Annotated in this window: 14 protein-coding genes; 6 read left to right on the forward strand and 8 right to left on the reverse strand. The window is 69.7% G+C overall.

What is annotated here, in order from left to right; translation table 11 throughout:
* Positions 1 to 208: 208 nt before the first annotated feature.
* Positions 209 to 1,972: a proteasome ATPase gene (arc, locus tag AC07GB_RS30820; RefSeq protein WP_478851153.1), complete on the reverse strand. Its 1,764-nt coding sequence runs from the start codon at positions 1,970 to 1,972 to the stop codon at positions 209 to 211.
* 254 nt (positions 1,973 to 2,226) lie between these two features.
* Between arc and AC07GB_RS30825 the strand changes: the two genes are divergently transcribed.
* Positions 2,227 to 2,541, forward strand: coding sequence for a ferredoxin (locus AC07GB_RS30825; protein ID WP_478851155.1), 315 nt, complete (start codon positions 2,227 to 2,229; stop codon positions 2,539 to 2,541).
* 129 nt (positions 2,542 to 2,670) lie between these two features.
* Here the strand turns inward: AC07GB_RS30825 and AC07GB_RS30830 are convergent, their stop codons facing one another.
* The 3 genes from AC07GB_RS30830 to AC07GB_RS30840 all read right to left on the reverse strand — a co-directional run bounded on the left by AC07GB_RS30830 (position 2,671) and on the right by AC07GB_RS30840 (position 6,093).
* On the reverse strand, positions 2,671 to 3,261 hold the full coding sequence (locus AC07GB_RS30830; RefSeq protein WP_478851157.1) for a hypothetical protein: 591 nt from the start codon (positions 3,259 to 3,261) through the stop codon (positions 2,671 to 2,673).
* A 231-nt stretch (positions 3,262 to 3,492) separates the two neighbouring features.
* Entirely contained in the window at positions 3,493 to 4,395 is a 903-nt protein-coding gene (locus AC07GB_RS30835; protein WP_030684343.1) for a tRNA (adenine-N1)-methyltransferase, read from the reverse strand.
* A gap of 51 nt (positions 4,396 to 4,446) precedes the next feature.
* Complete coding sequence (locus AC07GB_RS30840; RefSeq protein ID WP_478851158.1) at positions 4,447 to 6,093, reverse strand: site-2 protease family protein; 1,647 nt, start codon at positions 6,091 to 6,093, stop codon at positions 4,447 to 4,449.
* A gap of 572 nt (positions 6,094 to 6,665) precedes the next feature.
* On the opposite strand from AC07GB_RS30840, the gene AC07GB_RS30845 reads away from it, so the two are divergent.
* Together AC07GB_RS30845 and AC07GB_RS30850 are read left to right on the forward strand one after the other, a co-directional pair.
* Entirely contained in the window at positions 6,666 to 7,556 is an 891-nt protein-coding gene (locus tag AC07GB_RS30845) for a RecB family exonuclease (protein WP_478851160.1), read from the forward strand.
* A 15-nt stretch (positions 7,557 to 7,571) separates the two neighbouring features.
* The gene (locus tag AC07GB_RS30850) at positions 7,572 to 8,243 is read left to right on the forward strand and encodes a response regulator (protein WP_016639462.1); all 672 of its coding nucleotides are present in this window, start codon (positions 7,572 to 7,574) and stop codon (positions 8,241 to 8,243) included.
* Positions 8,244 to 8,359: 116 nt separating this feature from the next.
* Here AC07GB_RS30850 and AC07GB_RS30855 read toward each other — a convergent pair whose 3' ends face one another.
* The 4 genes from AC07GB_RS30855 to metH form a co-directional block, all read right to left on the reverse strand.
* Positions 8,360 to 9,937: an ABC transporter substrate-binding protein gene (locus tag AC07GB_RS30855; protein WP_478851162.1), complete on the reverse strand. Its 1,578-nt coding sequence runs from the start codon at positions 9,935 to 9,937 to the stop codon at positions 8,360 to 8,362.
* Between the two features lie 43 nt (positions 9,938 to 9,980).
* Positions 9,981 to 11,588 carry an ABC transporter substrate-binding protein gene (locus AC07GB_RS30860; protein ID WP_478851164.1) on the reverse strand — a complete coding sequence of 536 codons (1,608 nt, stop codon included), beginning with the start codon at positions 11,586 to 11,588 and terminating at the stop codon, positions 9,981 to 9,983.
* A gap of 424 nt (positions 11,589 to 12,012) precedes the next feature.
* Positions 12,013 to 12,732, reverse strand: a complete 720-nt coding sequence (locus tag AC07GB_RS30865) for an HAD family hydrolase (RefSeq protein ID WP_478851166.1) — start codon at positions 12,730 to 12,732, stop codon at positions 12,013 to 12,015.
* A gap of 162 nt (positions 12,733 to 12,894) precedes the next feature.
* A complete protein-coding gene (gene metH, locus AC07GB_RS30870) occupies positions 12,895 to 16,425 on the reverse strand; it encodes a methionine synthase (RefSeq protein ID WP_478851168.1) in 3,531 nt (1,176 codons plus the stop codon).
* 298 nt (positions 16,426 to 16,723) lie between these two features.
* On the opposite strand from metH, the gene AC07GB_RS30875 reads away from it, so the two are divergent.
* From AC07GB_RS30875 to glpK, 3 genes are all read left to right on the forward strand, one after another.
* A complete protein-coding gene (locus AC07GB_RS30875; protein ID WP_478851170.1) occupies positions 16,724 to 17,488 on the forward strand; it encodes an IclR family transcriptional regulator in 765 nt (254 codons plus the stop codon).
* Positions 17,489 to 17,862: 374 nt separating this feature from the next.
* Positions 17,863 to 18,648: an MIP/aquaporin family protein gene (locus tag AC07GB_RS30880; protein ID WP_478851172.1), complete on the forward strand. Its 786-nt coding sequence runs from the start codon at positions 17,863 to 17,865 to the stop codon at positions 18,646 to 18,648.
* 45 nt (positions 18,649 to 18,693) lie between these two features.
* Positions 18,694 to 20,232, forward strand: coding sequence for a glycerol kinase GlpK (glpK, locus tag AC07GB_RS30885; protein ID WP_478851174.1), 1,539 nt, complete (start codon positions 18,694 to 18,696; stop codon positions 20,230 to 20,232).
* Positions 20,233 to 20,250 lie beyond the last annotated feature (18 nt).

Here is a 20,250-nt window from a genome sequence, read left to right on the forward strand (position 1 = left end):
CGCTGGTGCTCCGGTGCGTGTGCGGTGCCCGTCCCCGCACTGCGCGACTCGGCGGTAGGAAAGAGCCTAGAACGCCTCTGCGCTGGTGGGGAGATCATTTTCTGCTTTGCTCTCGCTGGGTTGCGGACGCGGCCGCGAGGTGTCCGCGAGCGGCGGAAAACAGTCGGCTGCGGGTACCCGTGGAGGGCACCCGCAGCCGCCCTATTTCCTACAGGTACTGACCGGTGTTCGCCACCGTGTCGATGGAGCGTCCGGTGTCGGCGCCCTGCTTTCCGGTGACGAGCGTGCGGATGTATACGATCCGTTCGCCCTTCTTTCCGGAGATGCGGGCCCAGTCGTCCGGGTTGGTGGTGTTGGGCAGGTCCTCGTTCTCCTTGAACTCGTCGATGCAAGCTTGGAGGAGGTGAGCGACCCTGAGGCCCTTTTGGTTCTGTTCGAGGAAGGCCTTGATGGCCATCTTCTTGGCGCGGCCGACGATGTTTTCGATCATGGCGCCGGAGTTGAAGTCCTTGAAGTAGAGGACTTCCTTGTCGCCGTTGGCGTACGTGACTTCGAGGAAGCGGTTCTCCTCGGATTCGGCGTACATCTGCTCGACGACGGACTGGATCATGGCGTGGACCGTGACGCTCTTGTCGCTGCCGTGCTCGGCGAGGTCGTCGCCGTGGAGCGGGAGGCGCTCGGTGAGGTACTTGGCGAAGATGTCCTTGGCCGCCTCGGCGTCCGGGCGTTCGATCTTGATCTTCACGTCGAGGCGTCCGGGGCGCAGGATGGCCGGGTCGATCATGTCTTCGCGGTTGGAGGCGCCGATGACGATGACGTTCTCCAGGCCTTCCACGCCGTCGATCTCGGCGAGCAGCTGGGGGACGATGGTGTTCTCCACGTCCGAGCTGACGCCGCTGCCGCGGGTGCGGAAGAGGGATTCCATCTCGTCGAAGAAGACGATGACGGGGGTGCCTTCGCTCGCCTTCTCGCGGGCTCGCTGGAAGACCAGGCGGATGTGGCGCTCGGTCTCGCCGACGTACTTGTTGAGAAGCTCGGGTCCCTTGATGTTCAGGAAGTAGCTCTTGCCGGCGGGCTGGCCGGTGACTTCGGCGACCTTCTTGGCGAGGGAGTTGGCGACGGCTTTGGCGATGAGTGTCTTGCCGCAGCCGGGGGGGCCGTAGAGCAGGACGCCCTTGGGGGGCCGGAGTTCGTGCTCCTTGAAGAGGTCGGGGTAGAGGTAGGGCAGCTCGACGGCGTCGCGGATCATCTCGATCTGGCCGCCGAGGCCGCCGATCTTGTCGTAGCTGATGTCCGGGACTTCTTCGAGGACCAGTTCCTCTACTTCGCTCTTGGGTACGACCTCGTAGACGTAGCCGGAGCGGGGTTCGAGCAGGAGGGCGTCTCCTGGGCGGATGGTGACGTCGAGGAGTGGCTCGGCGAGCCTGACCACTCTTTCTTCGTCGGTGTGTCCGAGCACGAGGGCTCGCTCGCCGTCCTCGAGGATCTCTTTGAGGGTGACGATGTCTCCGACGCGCTCGAATTCCATGGCCTCGACCACGTTGAGCGCTTCGTTGAGCATGACTTCCTGGCCGCGCCTGAGCTCTTCGAGCTCGACGCTCGGGCTGACGTTCACGCGGAGTTTGCGGCCGCCGGTGAAGATGTCGGCGGTGCCGTCCTCATTCGCTGTGAGGAAGACTCCGAAGCCTGCCGGGGGCTGTGCGAGCCGGTCGACTTCTTCCTTGAGGGCCACGATCTGGTCGCGGGCCTCGCGGAGCGTGTTCGCGAGCCGTTCGTTCTGTGCGGATACGCCGGCCAGGTTGGTCTGCAGCTCGACGATCCGCTCTTCGAGAATCCTCGTGTGCCGCGGAGAGTCGGCGAGCTTGCGTCGCAGGACGGCGATTTCCTGCTCGAGATAGGCAACCTGACCGGCTGGGTCATCAGACCCTCGCCCCGGCCGGATGCCGCGGTTGATGTCGTCGTGGGCTGCCACGGTCCTCACCTCCTCCAAGGGGAGCTGGACGCTTCCTGACCCTACCTGGGTGGGTGCTGATTGAAACCCCTAGATCACAAAGACGGTGGGGGTGTGTCCGATCTTCACCCTTGCGCTCTCCCTCACGCCAGGGGAATACCCACCGAACAACATCGGAAAGCTGCCGGTTGTAGGGTCGAAGTGTTCAACACCCGTCAGGGGTGGCCGGACTTGCTGCAAAGTCGGCCGGGTCTGGCGCAGTTTCGGCAGGAGAGATGACCGTGGGGCACGACGCTCGGACCGTGGGTGAGGGGCAGGCCCCTCTTGAGGTCTGGATCGATCAGGATCTGTGTACGGGGGACGGGATCTGCGCCCAGTACGCGCCTGAGGTCTTCGAGCTGGACATTGACGGTCTGGCGTATGTGAAGGATGCGGGCGACGAGCTGTTGCAGGCTCCTGGGGCGACGACGCCGGTTCCGCTTCCGCTGTTGCGGGACGTGGTGGACTCGGCGAAGGAGTGTCCGGGCGACTGTATTCACGTACGTCGAGTTTCGGACAAGGTCGAGGTCTATGGGCCCGACGCAGAGTGACCGAATAGTTTCGCTGCGTTAGCTACTACGTGTCACCTGGGCCCGTATCCGTCGTGTGGGGCGGGTGCGGGCCCTCTTCGGTGTCGCCGGTGTCGTCCGGGCGGGCCGTTCGGTGCCGGGCCCGGGTCGTTACACGCTGCGTGCCTCGCCGCTTGTCGAGCGGGTGAACGCGCCGTTCTTCCACCGCCACTTGGTCTCGTCGCGCCGGTCGGGGCAGCAGCGGGGCACGTCGGGCGAGGAGTAGCCGAGGAGCGTCGCGGAGACGGTGGTGCCGCGCACGCGGAGGTCCTGGGCGGTGACGCGGTCTTTGGGGTCGACGAGGGTGGCCACGATGCGTGGGGTGCCCTGGCGGGAGCGGGTGAGGACGTAGACGCCGTCGGGCGGGGTGCCGGAGCCTGCCTGGCAGTGGACGGCGGCGACCGCTTCGGGGCGGCCGTCGCCGTCGAGGTCGCCTGTGGCCTGCTGGGCCACGACGGGTTTCGCGGTGCCGCAGTTCAGCGGGTAGGCGACGGCTGCCGGGTCCGGTGCGGGGGCGGCAGCCTTCGATTCCGCTTCCGTTCGGGTGTGCGTCTGGGCCGCGGTGGCCGCGTCGGGCTGGAGGAAGGCGGAGGCCGCGACGACGGCGGCGAGGGCGGCCGCGGTGGCGACCCAGTGGATGGGGCGCGTGGCCCACGGCTGGTTCACCGTGTGAGCCAGTTCCGGGACGGCGGGGTGCTGCACGAGGAGTGTCTCCTGTGAGGGCTGTGCCGGTGGAGGTGGGGTGGCCAGCATCGTGCCATACCTCACAGGACCGCGGAACACCGGGGTACGGCCTGGTGACGGGGGCTCAACAGGATGGCGCCGCCGCCGAGTTCCGGATCCTACTTCGGGAACTCGGCGGCGGCGCCGGTGCGTTGTGAACGGCGGGTGGGCCGCCGTGGTGCTGTCGTGCAGCCCGTGGGGGCCGGTGTGTCAGCGGGGGTTGCCGCCGTCGGCGTTCGGGCCGGTGTAGTCGTCGCCGTAGGCGCCCTTGGCGGGGCGACGGCGGCGCATGGGCGGCTCGACGCCGTCCGCGAGGCGGCGGGCGGTGAGCAGGAAGCCGGTGTGCCCGATCATGCGGTGGTCGGGGCGGACGGCCAGGCCCTCGATGTGCCAGTTGCGGATCATCGATTCCCAGGCGGTCGGCTCGTTGAAGCCGCCCAGCTCGCGGATGGACTCGACGGTGCGGGCCAGCTGCGTGGTCGTGGCGACGTACGCGCAGAGGATGCCGCCGGGGACGAGTGCCTTGGAGACGGCCTCCAGGCACTCCCAGGGGGCGAGCATGTCGAGGATGACGCGGTCGACCTCGGTGTCGGACAGGTTGTCCTGGAGGTCGCCGACGGTGAGCTGCCAGGCGGGGTGGGGGCCGCCGAAGTAGCGCTCCACGTTCTGCTGGGCGATCTCGGCGAAGTCCTCGCGGCGCTCGTAGGAGTGCAGCATGCCCTGGTCGCCGATGGCGCGCAGCAGGAAGGCGCTGAGCGAGCCGGAGCCCACGCCGGCCTCCACGACGCGGGCGCCGGGGAAGATGTCGGCGAAGGCCAGGATCTGCCCCGCGTCCTTGGGGTAGACCACGGCGGCGCCGCGGGGCATGGACAGGACGTAGTCGGGGAGCAGGGGGCGCAGCGCGAGGTACGCGACGTTCCCCGTGGTGCGGACAACACTGCCCTCGGGCGCACCGATCAGCTCGTCGTGCGGGAAGGACCCCTTGTGGGTGTGGAAGTTCTTCCCGGCTTCGAGCGTGAACGTGTAGTGGCGTCCCTTGGGGTCGGTGAGCTGGACCTGGTCCCCGACCTTGAAGGGCCCGCGACGGCGGGCGGCACCGGTCGGTTCGGACATGTGACCAGCCTACCGGCCGTGGCGGGTGCCGCCGACCACCGGCGGGGCGGTTCAGGTGGGGCGGGCCATGGCCTTGACGAAGGCGCGCTCGACGTCGGCGGCGGACAGGACGCCGTAGATCTCGCCCGAGGTCTCGACGACGAGGTATTCGGTGGCGGGGGTGGCGCGGAGCCGGTCGAGCAGTTCTTCGCCGGCGAGGTCGGCGGGGACGCGCATGCCTTCGGTGATGTCCTGGGCGAGGCCGCTGACGGTGACCCAGGGGCGGCGGTGTTCGGGGACGCCGACGATGGCGGCCTCGCGGACGACGGCCAGGGGGTCGCCGTCGGTGTCGACGACGACGAGGGCGCGGGCGCCTGCCGCGTTGGCCCGGCGCAGGGCCTCGGACAGGGGGGTGTCGGTCTCGACGGGGACGGCCCTGCGGGTCAGGGCGCGGGCGCGCAGCTCGGGCAGGTGCTCGCGGAGGCGGGCCATGCGCAGGCTGTTGCCCGCGCCGGTCCAGATGATGGCGGCGAGGATCGCGGCGAGCAGGGCGTCGGTGACGGTGTCCATGCCGCCGAGGTCCTGGGAGTCGCCGCCGAGCGCGCCGGACTGGTTGAGGACGGGCAGTCCGACGAGGACGGAGATGGCGAGGACGCGGCCGACCCAGGCGGCGGCGATGGTTCCGCTCATCGGCCTGCCGGTGATCTTCCAGACGACGGCCCGGAGCATGCGGCCGCCGTCCAGGGGGAGGCCGGGCAGCAGGTTGAAGATCGCCACGATGAGGTTGGAGATCATCAGGCCGGCGAGCAGGACGCCGGGCACGGTGTCGGGTTCCACGGCGCGCATGGCGACGTAGAAGACGCCGGCGAGGACGAGGGAGAGCAGGGGGCCGACGAAGGCGAGGACGAACTCGCGGCCGGGGGTCTCGGACTCCTTCTCGATCTCGCTGACGCCGCCGAAGAACTGGAGCTGGATGCGGCGCACCGGCAGCTTGAAGCGGAGGGCGGCGACGGTGTGGGCGAGTTCGTGCACGAGCACGGAGGCGTAGAAGGCGACGGCGAAGAACAGTGAGACCAGGTAGCGGGCGCCGCCCAGCTCGGGCAGGACGCGGTCGAGCTGGTCGCCGAAGACCCAGGTGATGAGGGCGGCGACGAGGAACCAGCTGGGTGCCACGTACACGGGTACGCCGAAGGGGCGGCCCATGAGGAGGCCGCCGCCGGGGTTCTTGGGCTGTTCCTTGGCGGAGTCGCCGCCGGGTCGCCCGGCGCTCGGCGTGGGGCGCGGCTTGGAGGTGTCCACCCGGGGCCTGGTCTGCGCCAGGGGCTCGGGGGGCGCCGCGTTGGCGGGGCCGGGGGTCTGGGGTGTGGCGGGCTGCCCGGTGGCCGCGGTCCCGGAGTCGGGGGCCTTGGGTTCGGCGGGCTGCCCGGTGGCCGCGGTCCCGGAGTCGGGGGCGTTGGGTTCGGCGGGCTGCCCGGTGGGCGCGGTCCCGGAGTCCGGGGCCTTGGGCTCGGCGGGCTGCCCGATGGCCGCGATCCCCGACGCAAGGGCGTTCGGCTTCGCGGGCTCCTCGGTGGTCGCCGTCCCGGGCTCGGGCTCGGAGGCCTTGGGCTTCACGGGATCCCCGGTGGACACCGCCGCGGGCTCGGACTCGGAGGCCTTGGGCTCCACCAGATCCGGGGCGGCCCCGGCCTCGGAGGCCGAGGAAGCCGACGCGTCCACCGGCTCAGGGGTCCCAGGCTTCGAGAGCTGGGGAACCGTCGGCTCCGGGGGTGTGCCGCTTGTCGAGGGCTCTACGGGGCCAGGGAGCGCGTCGTCCGTTGAGGGATCCGAAGGCCCAGGAAGCGCGTCCTCCCCTGAGGGGTCCGCAGGCTCAGAAGGCGTGCGCTTCCCCGAGGGCCCCGCAGTCTCATGAGGCGTGCCCTGCGTCGGGGGCTCCACGGCCTCAGGAAGCGCGTCCTCCGTCGGGGCCCCCGGCAGGGGCACCCCTCTGGTGCGCTCCGGAGCGTCAGCCGCCCTGCGTCGCGCGGCTCCGGTCGTGGGGTCCGGTGTCGGCTCGGGGCCGGGACCGTCCGTTTCCGGGCGTGCCGGACGCGCGCCCGCCGGGTCGTGCTCGGGCGTGCTGTCGGACTGCGGCCTGCCGCTCCCGCCGCTTTCGTCCACGGTGTCCCCTCGTTCGAAGCGTCCCCCGCTCCTGCCGTGGGCGCGGGTACACGCACGATCATGCAGGGCGAGAGGGTCTGCCGTCGATGGTATGCGGCCGTTGTCAGTGGCGGGTCGTAGGGTCTGGGGTCATGGAGACCAGGACCGACGCCGCCGTGGCGTCCGTGGCGGCCGCGCGCCCGAATTCGCTGTCGCCCTCGCGCGCGAGCGACTTCATGCAGTGTCCGTTGCTGTATCGCTTCCGGGTGATCGACAAGCTGCCCGAGAAGCCGAGCGAGGCGGCCACGCGCGGCACCCTGGTGCACGCGGTCCTGGAGCGGCTCTTCGACGCGCCCGCGGCGGAGCGGACCGCGCCGCGCGCCAAGGCGCTGCTGCCGGGGCAGTGGGACCGGCTGCGGGAGGCGAAGCCGGAGCTGGCCGAGTTGTTCGCGGACGACGCCGAGGGCGAGCGGCTCACGCGCTGGCTGGCGGACGCGGAGCGCCTGGTCGAGCGGTGGTTCACGCTGGAGGACCCCACGCGTCTCGAGCCCGCCGAGCGGGAGCTGTTCGTGCAGGCCGAGCTGGAGTCCGGTCTGAAGCTGCGCGGGATCATCGACCGGGTGGACGTCGCGCCCACGGGCGAGGTCCGCATCGTGGACTACAAGACGGGCAAGGCGCCCCGCCCGGAGTACGCGGAGGGCGCGCTGTTCCAGATGAAGTTCTACGCCTTGGTGGTGTGGCGTCTGAAGGGCGTGCTGCCGCGCCGTCTCCAGCTGGTGTATCTGGGCAGCGGTGACGTGATCACGTACGACCCGGTGCCGGCGGATCTGGAGCGGGTCGAGCGCAAGCTCCTGGCGCTGTGGGAGGCCATCGTCGCCGCGACGGAGACGGGTGACTGGCGGCCGCGGCCGACGAAGCTGTGCGGCTGGTGCGACCACAGGGCGGTCTGTCCGGAATTCGGTGGCACTCCCCCGCCGTATCCGCTCGCGGTGAGGCCGCCCGAGTCGGGCGGTGACGAGCAGGGCAGAATGGGCCCGGGCTAGGCGAAGGAGAGTTACGTGGCCATCCGCGTCCTACTGGTCGACGACCAGCCGCTGTTGCGCACGGGTTTCCGGATGATCCTGGAGGCCGAGCAGGACATCGCGGTCGTCGGCGAGGCCGGAGACGGCCTGCAGGCTCTGGATCAGGTGCGGGCCTTGCAGCCCGATGTGGTGCTCATGGACATCCGCATGCCGCGGATGGACGGGGTGGAGGCGACCCGGCAGATCACCGGGCCCGGCCGGGACGGCCCGGCGAAGGTGCTCGTCCTGACCACCTTCGACCTCGACGAGTACGTGGTGGAGGCGCTGCGCGCGGGTGCGAGCGGCTTCCTCCTGAAGGACGCTCCGGCGAACGAGCTGGTGCAGGCCATCAGGGTGGTCGCGGCCGGTGAGGCCATGCTGGCGCCCAGCATCACGCGGCGGCTGCTCGACAAGTACGCGGGGCATCTGCCCTCGGGCGACGAGCCGGTGCCGGACACCCTGCACACGCTGACCGAGCGGGAGGTGGAGGTCCTCAAGCTGGTGGCTCGGGGGCTTTCCAACGCGGAGATCGCCGCGGACCTGTTCGTGAGTGAGACGACGGTGAAGACGCACGTGGGGCATGTGCTGACGAAGCTGGGGCTCCGGGACCGGGTGCAGGCCGCGGTGTACGCGTACGAGAGCGGTCTGGTGCGGCCGGGGGCCCAGTAGGGCTTCGGTCGCTCGCTGCGAGGAGACCGGCGTGCGAGGAGACCGGCGAGGGCCCCGCTTCCTGGAGGAAGCGGGGCCCTCGTCGTTGCCGTTGGGCCTGGCGGGGCCCGTCGGGGCTAGTCCTTGCTCAGTTCCCAGAAGCGGAACACCGTGGACGCGTCGAGGCAGGACTCCACGCCGTAGACGTTCTCGCGGACGACGGCGTACTGCTTGGCCTGCCAGACCGGGAGCAGCGGAACTTCGGCGGCGACGATGTCCTGGAGGCGGCCGTAGTCCTTGTCGGTGGAGGTGCGGTCGCTCTGCGCGGCCGTGTCCGGGATGATCTTCCCGGTGATCGTGTCGTTCTCGTAGCGGTTCGACAGGACGTTGCCCTTGCCGAAGAACGGCTGCGTGAAGTTGTCCGGATCCGGGTAGTCGGGCACCCAGCCCTTGACGTACACGCCATACTTGCCGGCCTTGATGTCCTTCTCGTACTGCTCGAACTCGACGGACTTGACGTCCGCCTCGAACAACCCGCTGGCGTTGAGCTGCTTGGCTATGGCGCGCAGCTCCTGGTCGGTGGCCGGGCCGTAGCGGGACGGGGTGGACCAGAGGGTGAGGCGGACCTTGCCGTCGTAGCCGGCCTGGCGCAGGGCGGCGGAGGCCTTGGCGCGCTGCGGGCGGGCGCCGTAGGTGTCGAAGAACGCGGTGTTGTGGCTGCCGATGCCGGCCGGGACGATCGAGTACAGCGGTGTCGCCGTGCCCTGGTACACCTGGTCGACGAGTGCCTCGCGGTCGAGCAGGTAGGCGATGGCCTTGCGCACGCCGGGCTTGCCGACGACCGGGTCCTTGACGTTGAAGACGAGGTGCTGGACTTCGGCGCTGGTGCCTTCCACGACCTCCAGCTTGCGGTTGTTGTCGCGCTGGATGTCGGAGATGTCCGCGGCGGCGAGGCCTCGGTAGGCGACGTCGATCTTCTCGTCGGTGATCGCCTGCTTGAGGGCCTTGCGGTCGCCGTGGAAGAAGCGGAGGGTGACGCCCTCGTTCTTCTGCTTGGCGGAGCCGTGGTAGTTGTCGTTGACGGCGAAGACGGCCTCGTCCTTGCTGAAGGAGTCCAGCTTGTAGGGGCCGGAGCCGACGGCCTCGCCGTCGGCGCGGAGCTTGTTGGCCGGGTATTCGCGGTGGTCGACGATGGAGCCCGCGCCGGAGGCGATCTTGCTGGGGAAGGTCGCGTCGGGGACCTTCAGCTTGAAGACGACGGTCTTGGCGTCGGGTGTGCGGACGCTGTCGAGCATGGGGAACATCAGCGCCGGGCCCTTGCCGTCGTTGATGGTCATCATGCGGTCGAAGGAGAACTTGACGTCCTTCGAGGTGAGTTCGTTGCCGTTGCTGAACTTCAGGCCGTCGCGCAGCTTGCAGGTGTAGACCTTGGTCTGCTGGTCGGTGAAGCCGCACTTCTTGGCGGCCTCGGGCTCGGGTTCGGTGGCGCCCTTCGGGAAGCTCATGAGCGACTGGAAGACGTTGTTGAACAGGAGCCAGGAGCCCGGGTCGTAACCGGAAGCCGGGTCGGTGGCGAGGACGTCGTCGGACATGCCGACGACCACGGAGTCGCTGTCGTCGGCCGATCCGGAGGACTCGGAGCCGCAGCCGGTCAGCAGGGCGGCGGCCAGGCCGGAGGAGAGGGGCAGGGCCAGCCACGGGTTACGGATTTTCACTTGCGTGCCTTGTCGTTGTTTCTGTCGGCGGGTGTGGCGTCGATCAGTCGCCCACACCGCGGGCGAGCTCCCACAACTGCAGGTTGGAGGAGGAGTTGAGAGCCCATTCGACGCCTGTGATGTCGTCACGGGCGGCGATGTACTGCTTGCCCTGCCACAGCGGGAGCACCGGGACGTCCTCGGCCACGATGTCCTGGATCCGCTCGATGCTCTTGGTGGCGCTGAGGCGGTCGGCCTCGCGGCGTGAGGTGGGGATCAGCTCGTTGCTGATCGTCTTGTTGCGGTAGGGCGAGCTGAGGAAGTTGTCCTCGGCGAGGAACGGCGCCAGGAAGTTGTCCGGGTCCGGGAAGTCGGGGAACCAGCCCATGCCGTAGACGTCGTACTTGCCCTTCTGGGCGGCGGCGCGGAAGGTGTTCCAGACGTCGCCCTTGATGTCGACGTCGAAGAGGCCGCTGGCGTTGAGCTGCTGGCGCAGGACCTGGAATTCCTTCTTCGTGGCCGGGCCGTAGTGATCGGTGGTGTAGTGCAGGGTCAGCTTCACCGGTGTGTCGACGCCCGCGGCGGCGAGCAGATCCTTGGCCTTCTTGGGGCTGGGGTCGTTGTAGCGGTTGAAGAAGGAGTTGGAGTGGCCGGTGATGGTCGTCGGCACCAGGGAGTACAGCGGGTCGGCGGTGGAGCCGTAGACGTTGCCCACCAGGGCGCCGCGGTCGATGATCTGCGCCATGGCCTGGCGGATGGCCTTGTCCTTCACGGTCGCCGCGGAGGTGTTGAAGGCGAGGTAGCGGATCTCGAGGCCGGGCATGTCGACGAGGTCGACGTTCTTGCCCGGGTTCACGTCGAGCTGCTTGATCTGCTCGGGCGACATGGTGCGGGTCATCAGGTCGATGTCGCCGTCCTCCAGAGCCTTGCCCATGGCGGTGGTGGTGGCGAAGGTGCGCAGCTCGACCTTGTCGTTCTGCGGGGTGAAGGAGCCCTTGTAGTTCGGGTTCTTGGTGAAGACGGCCTTGACCAGCTCGTCGTTCTCCACTTCCTGCTTGACGGTGTACGGCCCCGAGCCGTCGAGGGCGAAGCCGTCGCGCAGCTTGCCCTTGCTGTAGTGGTCGGGGCTGACGATGCCCGCGGTCGGCGTGGCGAGCTTGTACGGGAAGGTCGCGTCCGGGGTCTTCAGGTGGAAGACGACACCGCGCTCGCCCTGGACCTCGATGGTCTCGACGTTGGACACGAGCTGGGCGGAACCGCTGGGGTTGGCGATCTTCATGTCGCGGGCCCGCTCGATGGAGAACTTCACATCGGCCGCGGTGAGCGGCTTGCCGTCGGCGAACTTGAGGTCCTTGCGCAGGGTGCAGGCGTAGCGCTCGTTGCCCGTGTCGGTGAAGCCGCACTTCTGCGCCGCCTCGGGCTCCGGCTCGCCGCCCCCGCGCGGCAGCGCCATGAGCGTCTGGAGGGTCTGGCGCAGTACGTTCCAGGATCCGGCGTCGTAGGCGTACGCCGGGTCGAAGGGAGCCGGTACCTCTTTGGAGGCCGTGAACCGGTCGGTGGTGCCCGCTGCGATGGGGTCGTCGCCGTCCCCGCTGCCCGAACCGCCACACGCGGCAAGCGCGGGGGCGAGCAGACCTATCAGGGCCGGCAGCACCAATGTCTTGCGGTTCATGCTGGACGTTCTCCAGAGCTCTTGATCCCGTGTTTCCGGCAACGGCGGGGTGGGGTTGATAGGGGCACGGGGGGTGGCGGCGATGTTCTCGCGACGAGATTAGTCCGCACCACCAGGGGCGTTGGAGGAGACCGGAATTGGGCTGCCATCACGCAGGGATACTGGGCGTGGACGCACCGATAACCCGACACTGGAAGGTTTCGTGCACGGCTGGCCCAATCAGGACACAAGGGCATGCCTCAACCGGGGTGGACAACCCCACCTGCACACGGCCGCGCAGCTGTCGACCCTCTTCCCAGTGGGAAAGGTCACACTTTCAACTGGGCGCGCTCTCTGGGCTTTTCGGCCATGAGCGGGTGGTTGGCCGGTTCCCCCCGGACCCAGGTGGTCGTTTCCGGGGCGGCCCCCGGGTGGTTCCGGGCGCTCAGTCGCGCGGGGCGGGCGTGGCGGGCGTGTTCATCAGGCCGTGCAGGAACGACAGGTCGACGTGTTCCAGGGACGGTACGACGGTCCGGTCCGCGGCCGGGCCGATGGGTGCGACGGACGGCACGGCCACCACGCGGCAGCCCGCGGCCTCGGCGGCGGCCACGCCGGTCGCGGTGTCCTCGATGACCGCGCAGCGGGCCGGGTCGACGCCGAGGCCGGACGCGGCGAGCAGATACGGGTCGGGGTGCGGCTTGGTGCGGGTCACCTCGTCGCCCGCGACGGTCAGGGCGAAGTGGTGGGCGCCGATGGAGTCGAGGACGCGGTCGATGATGCGCCGGTGCGAGGCGGAGACCAGGGCCGTGGGCACCTGGTGGGCGGCCAGCTCGGCGAGCAGCCGGGCGGCGCCCGGCATCAGCGGCAGGGCGCGGCTGATGCGGTCCTCGAAGCCGTCGTTGAGCAGGACCGTCAGTTCGTCGAGGGTGATGTCTGCGCCGGTGGCGTTGATGAGGAAGCCGGCGCTGCGGGACATGGGGCCGCCGACGACGACGTCGCGCCAGGCTTCGTCGAGGGTGTGGCCGAGTGCGGCGAACACCTCGACCTCGGCGTCCCACCAGAAGCCCTCGGTGTCGACGAGTGTTCCGTCCATGTCGAGGAGAACGGCCTGGAGCGCGGAGCCTTCGGCCGTTCGGGTACCGAGTGCGGGGACCGTACTGGTCATCCGTACACCTCCATGAGGGACGAGAAGGCCGGTCCCCTGAGGGGGACCGGCCTGTACTGGACCGACCAGTGTACGACTCGTGCGGCGTAAGCGCTCTTGAGTAACCGGCGGTGCGGCTTCGGCGCGTGCCGCGGCAGGGCTTCGGCGCGTGCCGCGGCGGGCTCAGCGCGCGTTGAAGTACTTCGCCTCCGGGTGGTGGATCACGATGGCGTCCGTGGACTGCTCGGGGTGGAGCTGGAACTCCTCGGAGAGCTGGACGCCGATGCGCTCGGGCCGCAGGAGTTCGGCGATCTTCGCGCGGTCCTCGAGTTCCGGGCAGGCGCCGTAGCCGAGCGAGAAGCGCGCGCCGCGGTACTTGAGCGCGAACATGTCCTCGACGTCGGCGGGGTCCTCGCCGCCGAAGCCCAGCTCGGCGCGCACGCGGGCGTGCCAGTACTCGGCGAGGGCCTCGGCCAGCTGCACGGACAGGCCGTGCAGTTCCAGGTAGTCGCGGTAGGAGTCGGCGGCGAACAGCTCGGCGGTGGCCTCGCCGATCTTCGAGCCGACGGTGACGACCTGGAGGCCCACCACGTCCGTCTCGCCGGACTCCTCGGGGCGGAAGAAGTCCGCGAGGCACAGGTGGCGGCCGCGGCGCTGGCGCGGGAAGGAGAAGCGGGTGCGTTCGTTGCCCTGCTCGTCCAGGAGGATCAGGTCGTCGCCCTTGGAGACGCACGGGAAGTAGCCGTAGACGACGGCGGCTTCGAGCAGGCCCTTGGTCTGGAGTTCGTCGAGCAGGCCGCGGAGCCGGGGCCTGCCCTCGGTCTCGACCAGTTCTTCGTACGTCGGTCCGTCGCCGGTACGTGCCTGCTTCAGGCCCCACTGGCCCTTGAACAGGGCGCCCTCGTCCAGCCAGGAGGCGTACTCCTTGAGCTGGATGCCCTTGACGACGCGGGTGCCCCAGAACGGGGGCGTGGGCACGGGGTTGTCGATGGCGACGTCGGAGCGGGCCGGGCCCTCGGGCTCCTTGACCTCGACGGCGGCCGTGGCCCGCTTGGGTACGCGGCGCTGCTTCAGCTCGGGCAGGGTCGCGCCGGGCACGCCGCGCTTGACCGCGATGAGGGCGTCCATCAGACGCAGGCCCTCGAAGGCGTCGCGGGCGTAGCGGACCTCGCCCTCGTAGATCTCGTGCAGGTCCTGCTCGACATAGGCGCGGGTGAGGGCGGCGCCGCCGAGGATGACCGGGTAGTCGGCGGCCATCTGGCGCTGGTTCAGCTCCTCCAGGTTCTCCTTCATGATCACGGTGGACTTCACCAGGAGGCCGGACATGCCGATGACGTCGGCCTTGTGTTCCTGCGCCGCGTCGAGGATCGCGGCCACGGGCTGCTTGATGCCGAGGTTGACCACGTTGTAGCCGTTGTTGGACAGGATGATGTCGACGAGGTTCTTGCCGATGTCGTGGACGTCGCCGCGGACGGTGGCGAGGACGATGGTGCCCTTGCCCTCGGCGTCGGACTTCTCCATGTGCGGTTCGAGGTGGGCGACCGCGGTCTTCATGACTTCGGCGGACTGGAGCACGAACGGCAGCTGCATCTGGCCGGATCCGAACAGCTCGCCGACGACCTTCATGCCCTCCAGGAGGGTGTCGTTGACGATGTCGAGGGCCTTGCGGGTCTCCAGGGCCTCGTCGAGGTCGGCCTCCAGGCCGTTCTTCTCGCCGTCGATGATGCGCCGCTGGAGGCGCTCCTCCAGGGGCAGGGCCGCCAGCTCCTCGGCCTTGCCCGCCTTGAGGGACTTGGCGGTGGCGCCCTCGAAGAGCGCCATCAGCTTCTGCAGCGGGTCGTAGCCCTCGGCGCGACGGTCGTAGATCAGGTCGAGGGCGGTGGTGACCTCCTCGTCGCTGAAGCGGGCGATCGGCAGGATCTTCGAGGCGTGCACGATCGCGGAGTCGAGGCCGGCCTTGACGCACTCGTCGAGGAAGACGGAGTTCAGCAGGATGCGGGCGGCCGGGTTGAGGCCGAAGGAGATGTTGGACAGCCCGAGCGTGGTCTGGACGTCCGGGTGGCGCCGCTTCAGCTCGCGGATCGCCTCGATGGTGGCGATGCCGTCCTTGCGGGACTCCTCCTGACCAGTGCAGATGGTGAAGGTCAGGGTGTCGATGAGGATGTCGGACTCCAGGATGCCCCAGTTCCCGGTGAGGTCGTCGATGAGCCGTTCGGCGATCTCGACCTTCTTCTCGGGGGTGCGGGCCTGGCCCTCCTCGTCGATGGTGAGGGCGATGAGGGCGGCGCCGTGCTCCTGGGCCAGCTCGGTGACCTTGGCGAAGCGGGACTCGGGGCCGTCGCCGTCCTCATAGTTGACGGAGTTGATGACGGCGCGGCCGCCCAGCTTCTCCAGGCCCGCCTGGATGACGTCGACCTCGGTGGAGTCCAGGACGATGGGCAGCGTGGAGGCGGTGGCGAAGCGTCCGGCCAGCTCCTTCATGTCCGCCACGCCGTCGCGGCCCACGTAGTCGACGCACAGGTCGAGCATGTGGGCGCCCTCGCGGATCTGGTCGCGGGCCATTTCCACGCAGTCGTCCCAGCGGGCGGCGAGCATGGCCTCGCGGAACTTCTTCGAGCCGTTGGCGTTGGTGCGCTCGCCGATCGCGAGGTACGACGTGTCCTGGCGGAACGGGACAGTCTGGTAGAGCGAGGCGGCGCCCGGCTCGGGGCGCGGGTCCCGCGTGCTCGGCGTGAGCCCGCGCACCCGCTCGACGACCTGGCGCAGGTGCTCGGGCGTCGTACCGCAGCAGCCGCCGACGAGGGACAGGCCGTACTCGGTGACGAACGTCTCCTGGGCGTCGGCCAGCTCGGCGGCCGACAGCGGGTAGTGGGCGCCGTCCTTGCCGAGGACGGGCAGGCCCGCGTTGGGCATGCAGGCGAGCGGGACGCGCGAGTGGCGGGCCAGGTAGCGCAGGTGCTCGCTCATCTCGGCCGGGCCGGTGGCGCAGTTGAGGCCGATCATGTCGATGCCGAGGGGCTCGAGCGCGGTGAGCGCGGCGCCGATCTCCGAGCCGAGGAGCATCGTGCCGGTCGTCTCCACGGTGACGGAGCAGATCAGCGGCAGGTTCGCGCCGGTGGCCTCCAGGGCGCGGCGGGCGCCGAGCAGGGCCGACTTGGTCTGGAGCAGGTCCTGGGTGGTCTCCACCAGGAGCGCGTCGGCGCCACCGGCGATCATGCCTTCGGCGTTCTGCTGGTAGGCGTCGCGCAGCAGGGTGTACGGGGCGTGGCCGAGGGTGGGCAGCTTGGTGCCGGGGCCCATGGAGCCGAGCACCCAGCGCTGCCGGCCGGTGCTCGCGGTGAACTCGTCGGCGACCTCGCGGGCGATGCGGGCGCCGGCCTCGGACAGCTCGAAGACACGCTCGGGGATGTCGTACTCGCCAAGAGCGGCGTGGTTCGCGCCGAAGGTGTTCGTCTCGACGCAGTCGACGCCCGCGGCGAAGTACTCCTGGTGCACGGAGCGGACGATGTCGGGACGGGTCACGTTCAGGACCTCGTTACAGCCTTCCAGGTTCTGGAAGTCCTCGAGGCTGGGGTCCTGTGCCTGCAGCATCGTGCCCATCGCGCCGTCGGCGACCACCACGCGGGTGGCGAGCGCCTCGCGGAGGGCGTCGGCTCGGTTCCCGGCGGAGGTCTCCGCGGCGGAAACGGATGAGGGGGTCGGCGACGAGGCCATGAATGAGCTCCCTGGAGTGCGACGGCTGTCGGCTTTGCGGCTTCCCGTGGAAGGCGCACCCGGTCAGCGTAGCCGGGACGGGCGTTCTGGTGTGAGGGCATTCCACGGGACGGACGCGTGGCTGGAAATCGCCGTCGGAGGGCTGACCGCCCGACGAGGAGGTGCTCACCCTTAGCCAGAGGTCGGCAACGACCGATAGTGTTCAGCATTGCCGAACGGCGACCCCGTTCGCGAGGTGACCGCGGAACGAGTGCCCGGCACCCAGGGTGCGGGACACGGGATGGAGGAAAGGGCTGCGATGGCACGCAACATCCAGTCGCTCGAACGGGCCGCGGCGATGCTGCGCCTGCTCGCGGGTGGCGAGCGGCGGCTCGGCCTCTCGGACATCGCCTCCGCCCTCGGCCTCGCCAAGGGCACGGCCCACGGCATCCTGCGCACCCTCCAGCAGGAGGGGTTCGTGGAGCAGGACCCCGCGTCGGGGCGCTACCAGCTGGGCGCGGAGCTGCTGCGGCTCGGCAACAGCTACCTGGACGTGCACGAGCTGCGGGCCCGCGCCCTGGTGTGGACCGACGACCTGGCCCGCTCCAGCGGCGAGAGCGTGTACCTGGGCGTGCTGCACCAGCAGGGCGTCCTGATCGTGCACCACGTCTTCCGGCCCGACGACAGCCGCCAGGTCCTGGAGGTGGGGGCCATGCAGCCGCTGCACTCCACGGCGCTCGGCAAGGTGCTCGCGGCGTACGACCCGGTGGCGCACAGCGAGGCCCTGGAGGCGGAGCGGCAGGCGTTCACGGACCGCACGGCCTGCGGTCCCGAGGAGTTCGAGGGGGTCCTCGACCTCACGCGGGCGCGCGGGTACGCGACCGACGAGGAGGAGACCTGGGAGGGGATCGCCTCCGTGGCCGCGCCCATCCACGACCGGCGGCGCATGCCGGTGGGGGCGGTCGGGGTCACCGGCGCCGTCGAGCGGGTGTGCCCGGACGGGGAGCTGCGGCCCGAGCTGATCGCGGCGGTGCGGGACTGCGCTCGGGCGGTCTCGCGGGACCTGGGCGCGAGCCGGTTCTGACCGCGGCGGGGCCCTCGCGGGGCGCCCCCGTGCCCGCCCCTTCCCGGAGCCAGGGGTCCGCCCCCGAGAGGGCGACAGGGGGCCGCCCACCGGTAGGGGGACAGGGGCCCTCCCGCCGAAGGGCGACAGGGGGCCCTCCCACCGATAGGGCGAAACGATCAATAACGATCGTGTTTTCAATTACAGAAGTCTTGACGCGCTGGTAACCCCAGAGTCAGACTCGCGTCCACCGGTCGGCATTGTCGAACAGCTAACGGCATTACGCGTTAGAGTGGGGCGAGCCAAGGGCCGGCAACGCTCTCACCTGAGGGCGCGGACCACCGGAGGGACCCGGGGTTCGGCTTTCCCCTGGACGAAGGACAAAGGAGTCGCGGGTGTCCAGCCACGACATCTTCCTCGGCGAGACCATCGGTACCGCCGTTCTCATTCTGCTGGGCGGTGGCGTGTGCGCCGCCGTCACGCTCAAGCGCTCGAAGGCCAAGGACGCCGGCTGGCTCGCCATCACCTTCGGGTGGGGCTTCGCGGTCCTCACGGCCGCCTACCTGGCCGGCGGCGTCTCGGGCGCTCACCTGAACCCGGCGGTCACCATCGGCCTCGCGGTCGAGGGCGGCACCAAGTGGAACGACGTGCCGCTCTACCTGGGCGCGCAGCTCCTGGGCGCCATGATCGGCGCCGTGCTCGTGTGGGCGACGTACTACGGGCAGTTCCAGGCCCACCTCACGGACCCCGAGATCCTCAAGGCGCAGCCCGCCGAGGAAGGCCTCGTCGACCAGAAGGCGGCCCCCGCGGCCGGTCCCGTGCTCGGCATCTTCTCCACCGGCCCCGAGATCCGGAACGTCGTACAGAACCTCATCACCGAGATCATCGCCACGACCGTGCTCGTCCTGGCGATCCTCACCCAGGGCCTCAACGACGGCGGCAACGGCCTCGGCACCCTGGGCGCCCTGATCACCGCGCTCGTCGTGGTGGGCATCGGCCTCTCGCTCGGCGGCCCCACCGGCTACGCCATCAACCCGGTCCGCGACCTCGGCCCCCGCATCGTCCACGCCCTGCTCCCGCTCCCCAACAAGGGTGGATCCGACTGGTCGTACGCGTGGATTCCCGTGGTCGGTCCGCTGATCGGCGGCGCTCTCGCCGCGTACATCTTCAAGCTGTTCTGAGCGAACCAGCCGACTACCGACCACGACGTACTTCAGGAGCACACCGTGACCGACGCGCACACCGCAGGCCCCTTCATCGCCGCGATCGACCAGGGCACCACGTCCAGCCGCTGCATCGTCTTCGACCGGGACGGCCGCATCGTCTCCGTCGACCAGAAGGAGCACGAGCAGATCTTCCCCAAGCCGGGCTGGGTCGAGCACAACGCCACGGAGATCTGGACCAACGTCCAGGAGGTCGTCGCCGGAGCCGTCGAGAAGGCCGGCATCACCCGCGACGACATCAAGGCCATCGGCATCACCAACCAGCGTGAGACCACGCTGCTGTGGGACAAGAACACCGGCGAGCCGGTGTACAACGCCGTCGTCTGGCAGGACACCCGCACCGACGCGCTCTGCAAGGAGCTGGGGCGCAACGTCGGCCAGGACCGCTTCCGGCGCGAGACCGGCCTGCCGCTGGCCTCCTACTTCGCCGGGCCCAAGGCCCGCTGGCTGCTCGACAACGTCGAGGGCCTGCGCGAGCGCGCCGAGGCGGGCGACATCCTCTTCGGCACCATGGACTCCTGGGTCATCTGGAACCTGACGGGCGGGGTCGACGGCGGCAAGCACGTCACCGACGTCACCAACGCCTCCCGCACCATGCTGATGGACCTGCACAGCATGCAGTGGGACGAGCGGATCTGTGACTCCATCGGCGTGCCGATGCAGATCCTCCCCGAGATCCGCTCCTCCGCCGAGGTCTACGGCGAGGTCACCGGCGGCAAGCTCGGCGACCTCCTCGGCGGCATCCCGGTCGCCTCCGCCCTCGGCGACCAGCAGGCGGCCCTGTTCGGCCAGACCTGTTTCGAGGAGGGCGAGGCCAAGTCCACGTACGGCACCGGCACGTTCATGCTGATGAACACCGGTGAGAAGGCCATCAACTCGTACTCGGGCCTGCTGACCACCGTCGGCTACCAGATCGGCGACGCCAAGCCGGTCTACGCCCTCGAGGGCTCCATCGCCGTCACCGGCTCCCTGGTGCAGTGGATGCGCGACCAGATGGGCCTCATCAAGTCCGCCGCCGAGATCGAGACGCTGGCCTCCAGCGTCGAGGACAACGGCGGTGCCTACTTCGTCCCGGCCTTCTCCGGTCTCTTCGCCCCGTACTGGCGCTCCGACGCCCGCGGTGTGATCGCCGGTCTGACCCGGTACGTCACCAAGGCGCACATCGCGCGCGCCGTCCTGGAGGCCACCGCCTGGCAGACCCGCGAGATCACCGACGCCATGACGAAGGACTCCGGCGTCGAGCTCGCGGCCCTCAAGGTCGACGGCGGCATGACCTCCAACAACCTGCTGATGCAGACCCTCTCGGACTTCCTGGACGCGCCCGTGGTGCGTCCGATGGTGGCCGAGACGACCTGCCTCGGCGCCGCCTACGCCGCCGGCCTGGCCGTCGGCTTCTGGTCTTCCACCGACGACCTGCGCGCCAACTGGCGCCGGGCCGCCGAATGGACCCCCCGCATGGACGCGGACACCCGCGCCCGTGAGTACAAGAACTGGCTCAAGGCCGTGGAGCGGACCATGGGCTGGCTCGAAGACGAGAGCTGACCACAGCTCAGCTGACGA

It is taken from the genome of Streptomyces sp. NPDC045778 (assembly GCF_056431945.1).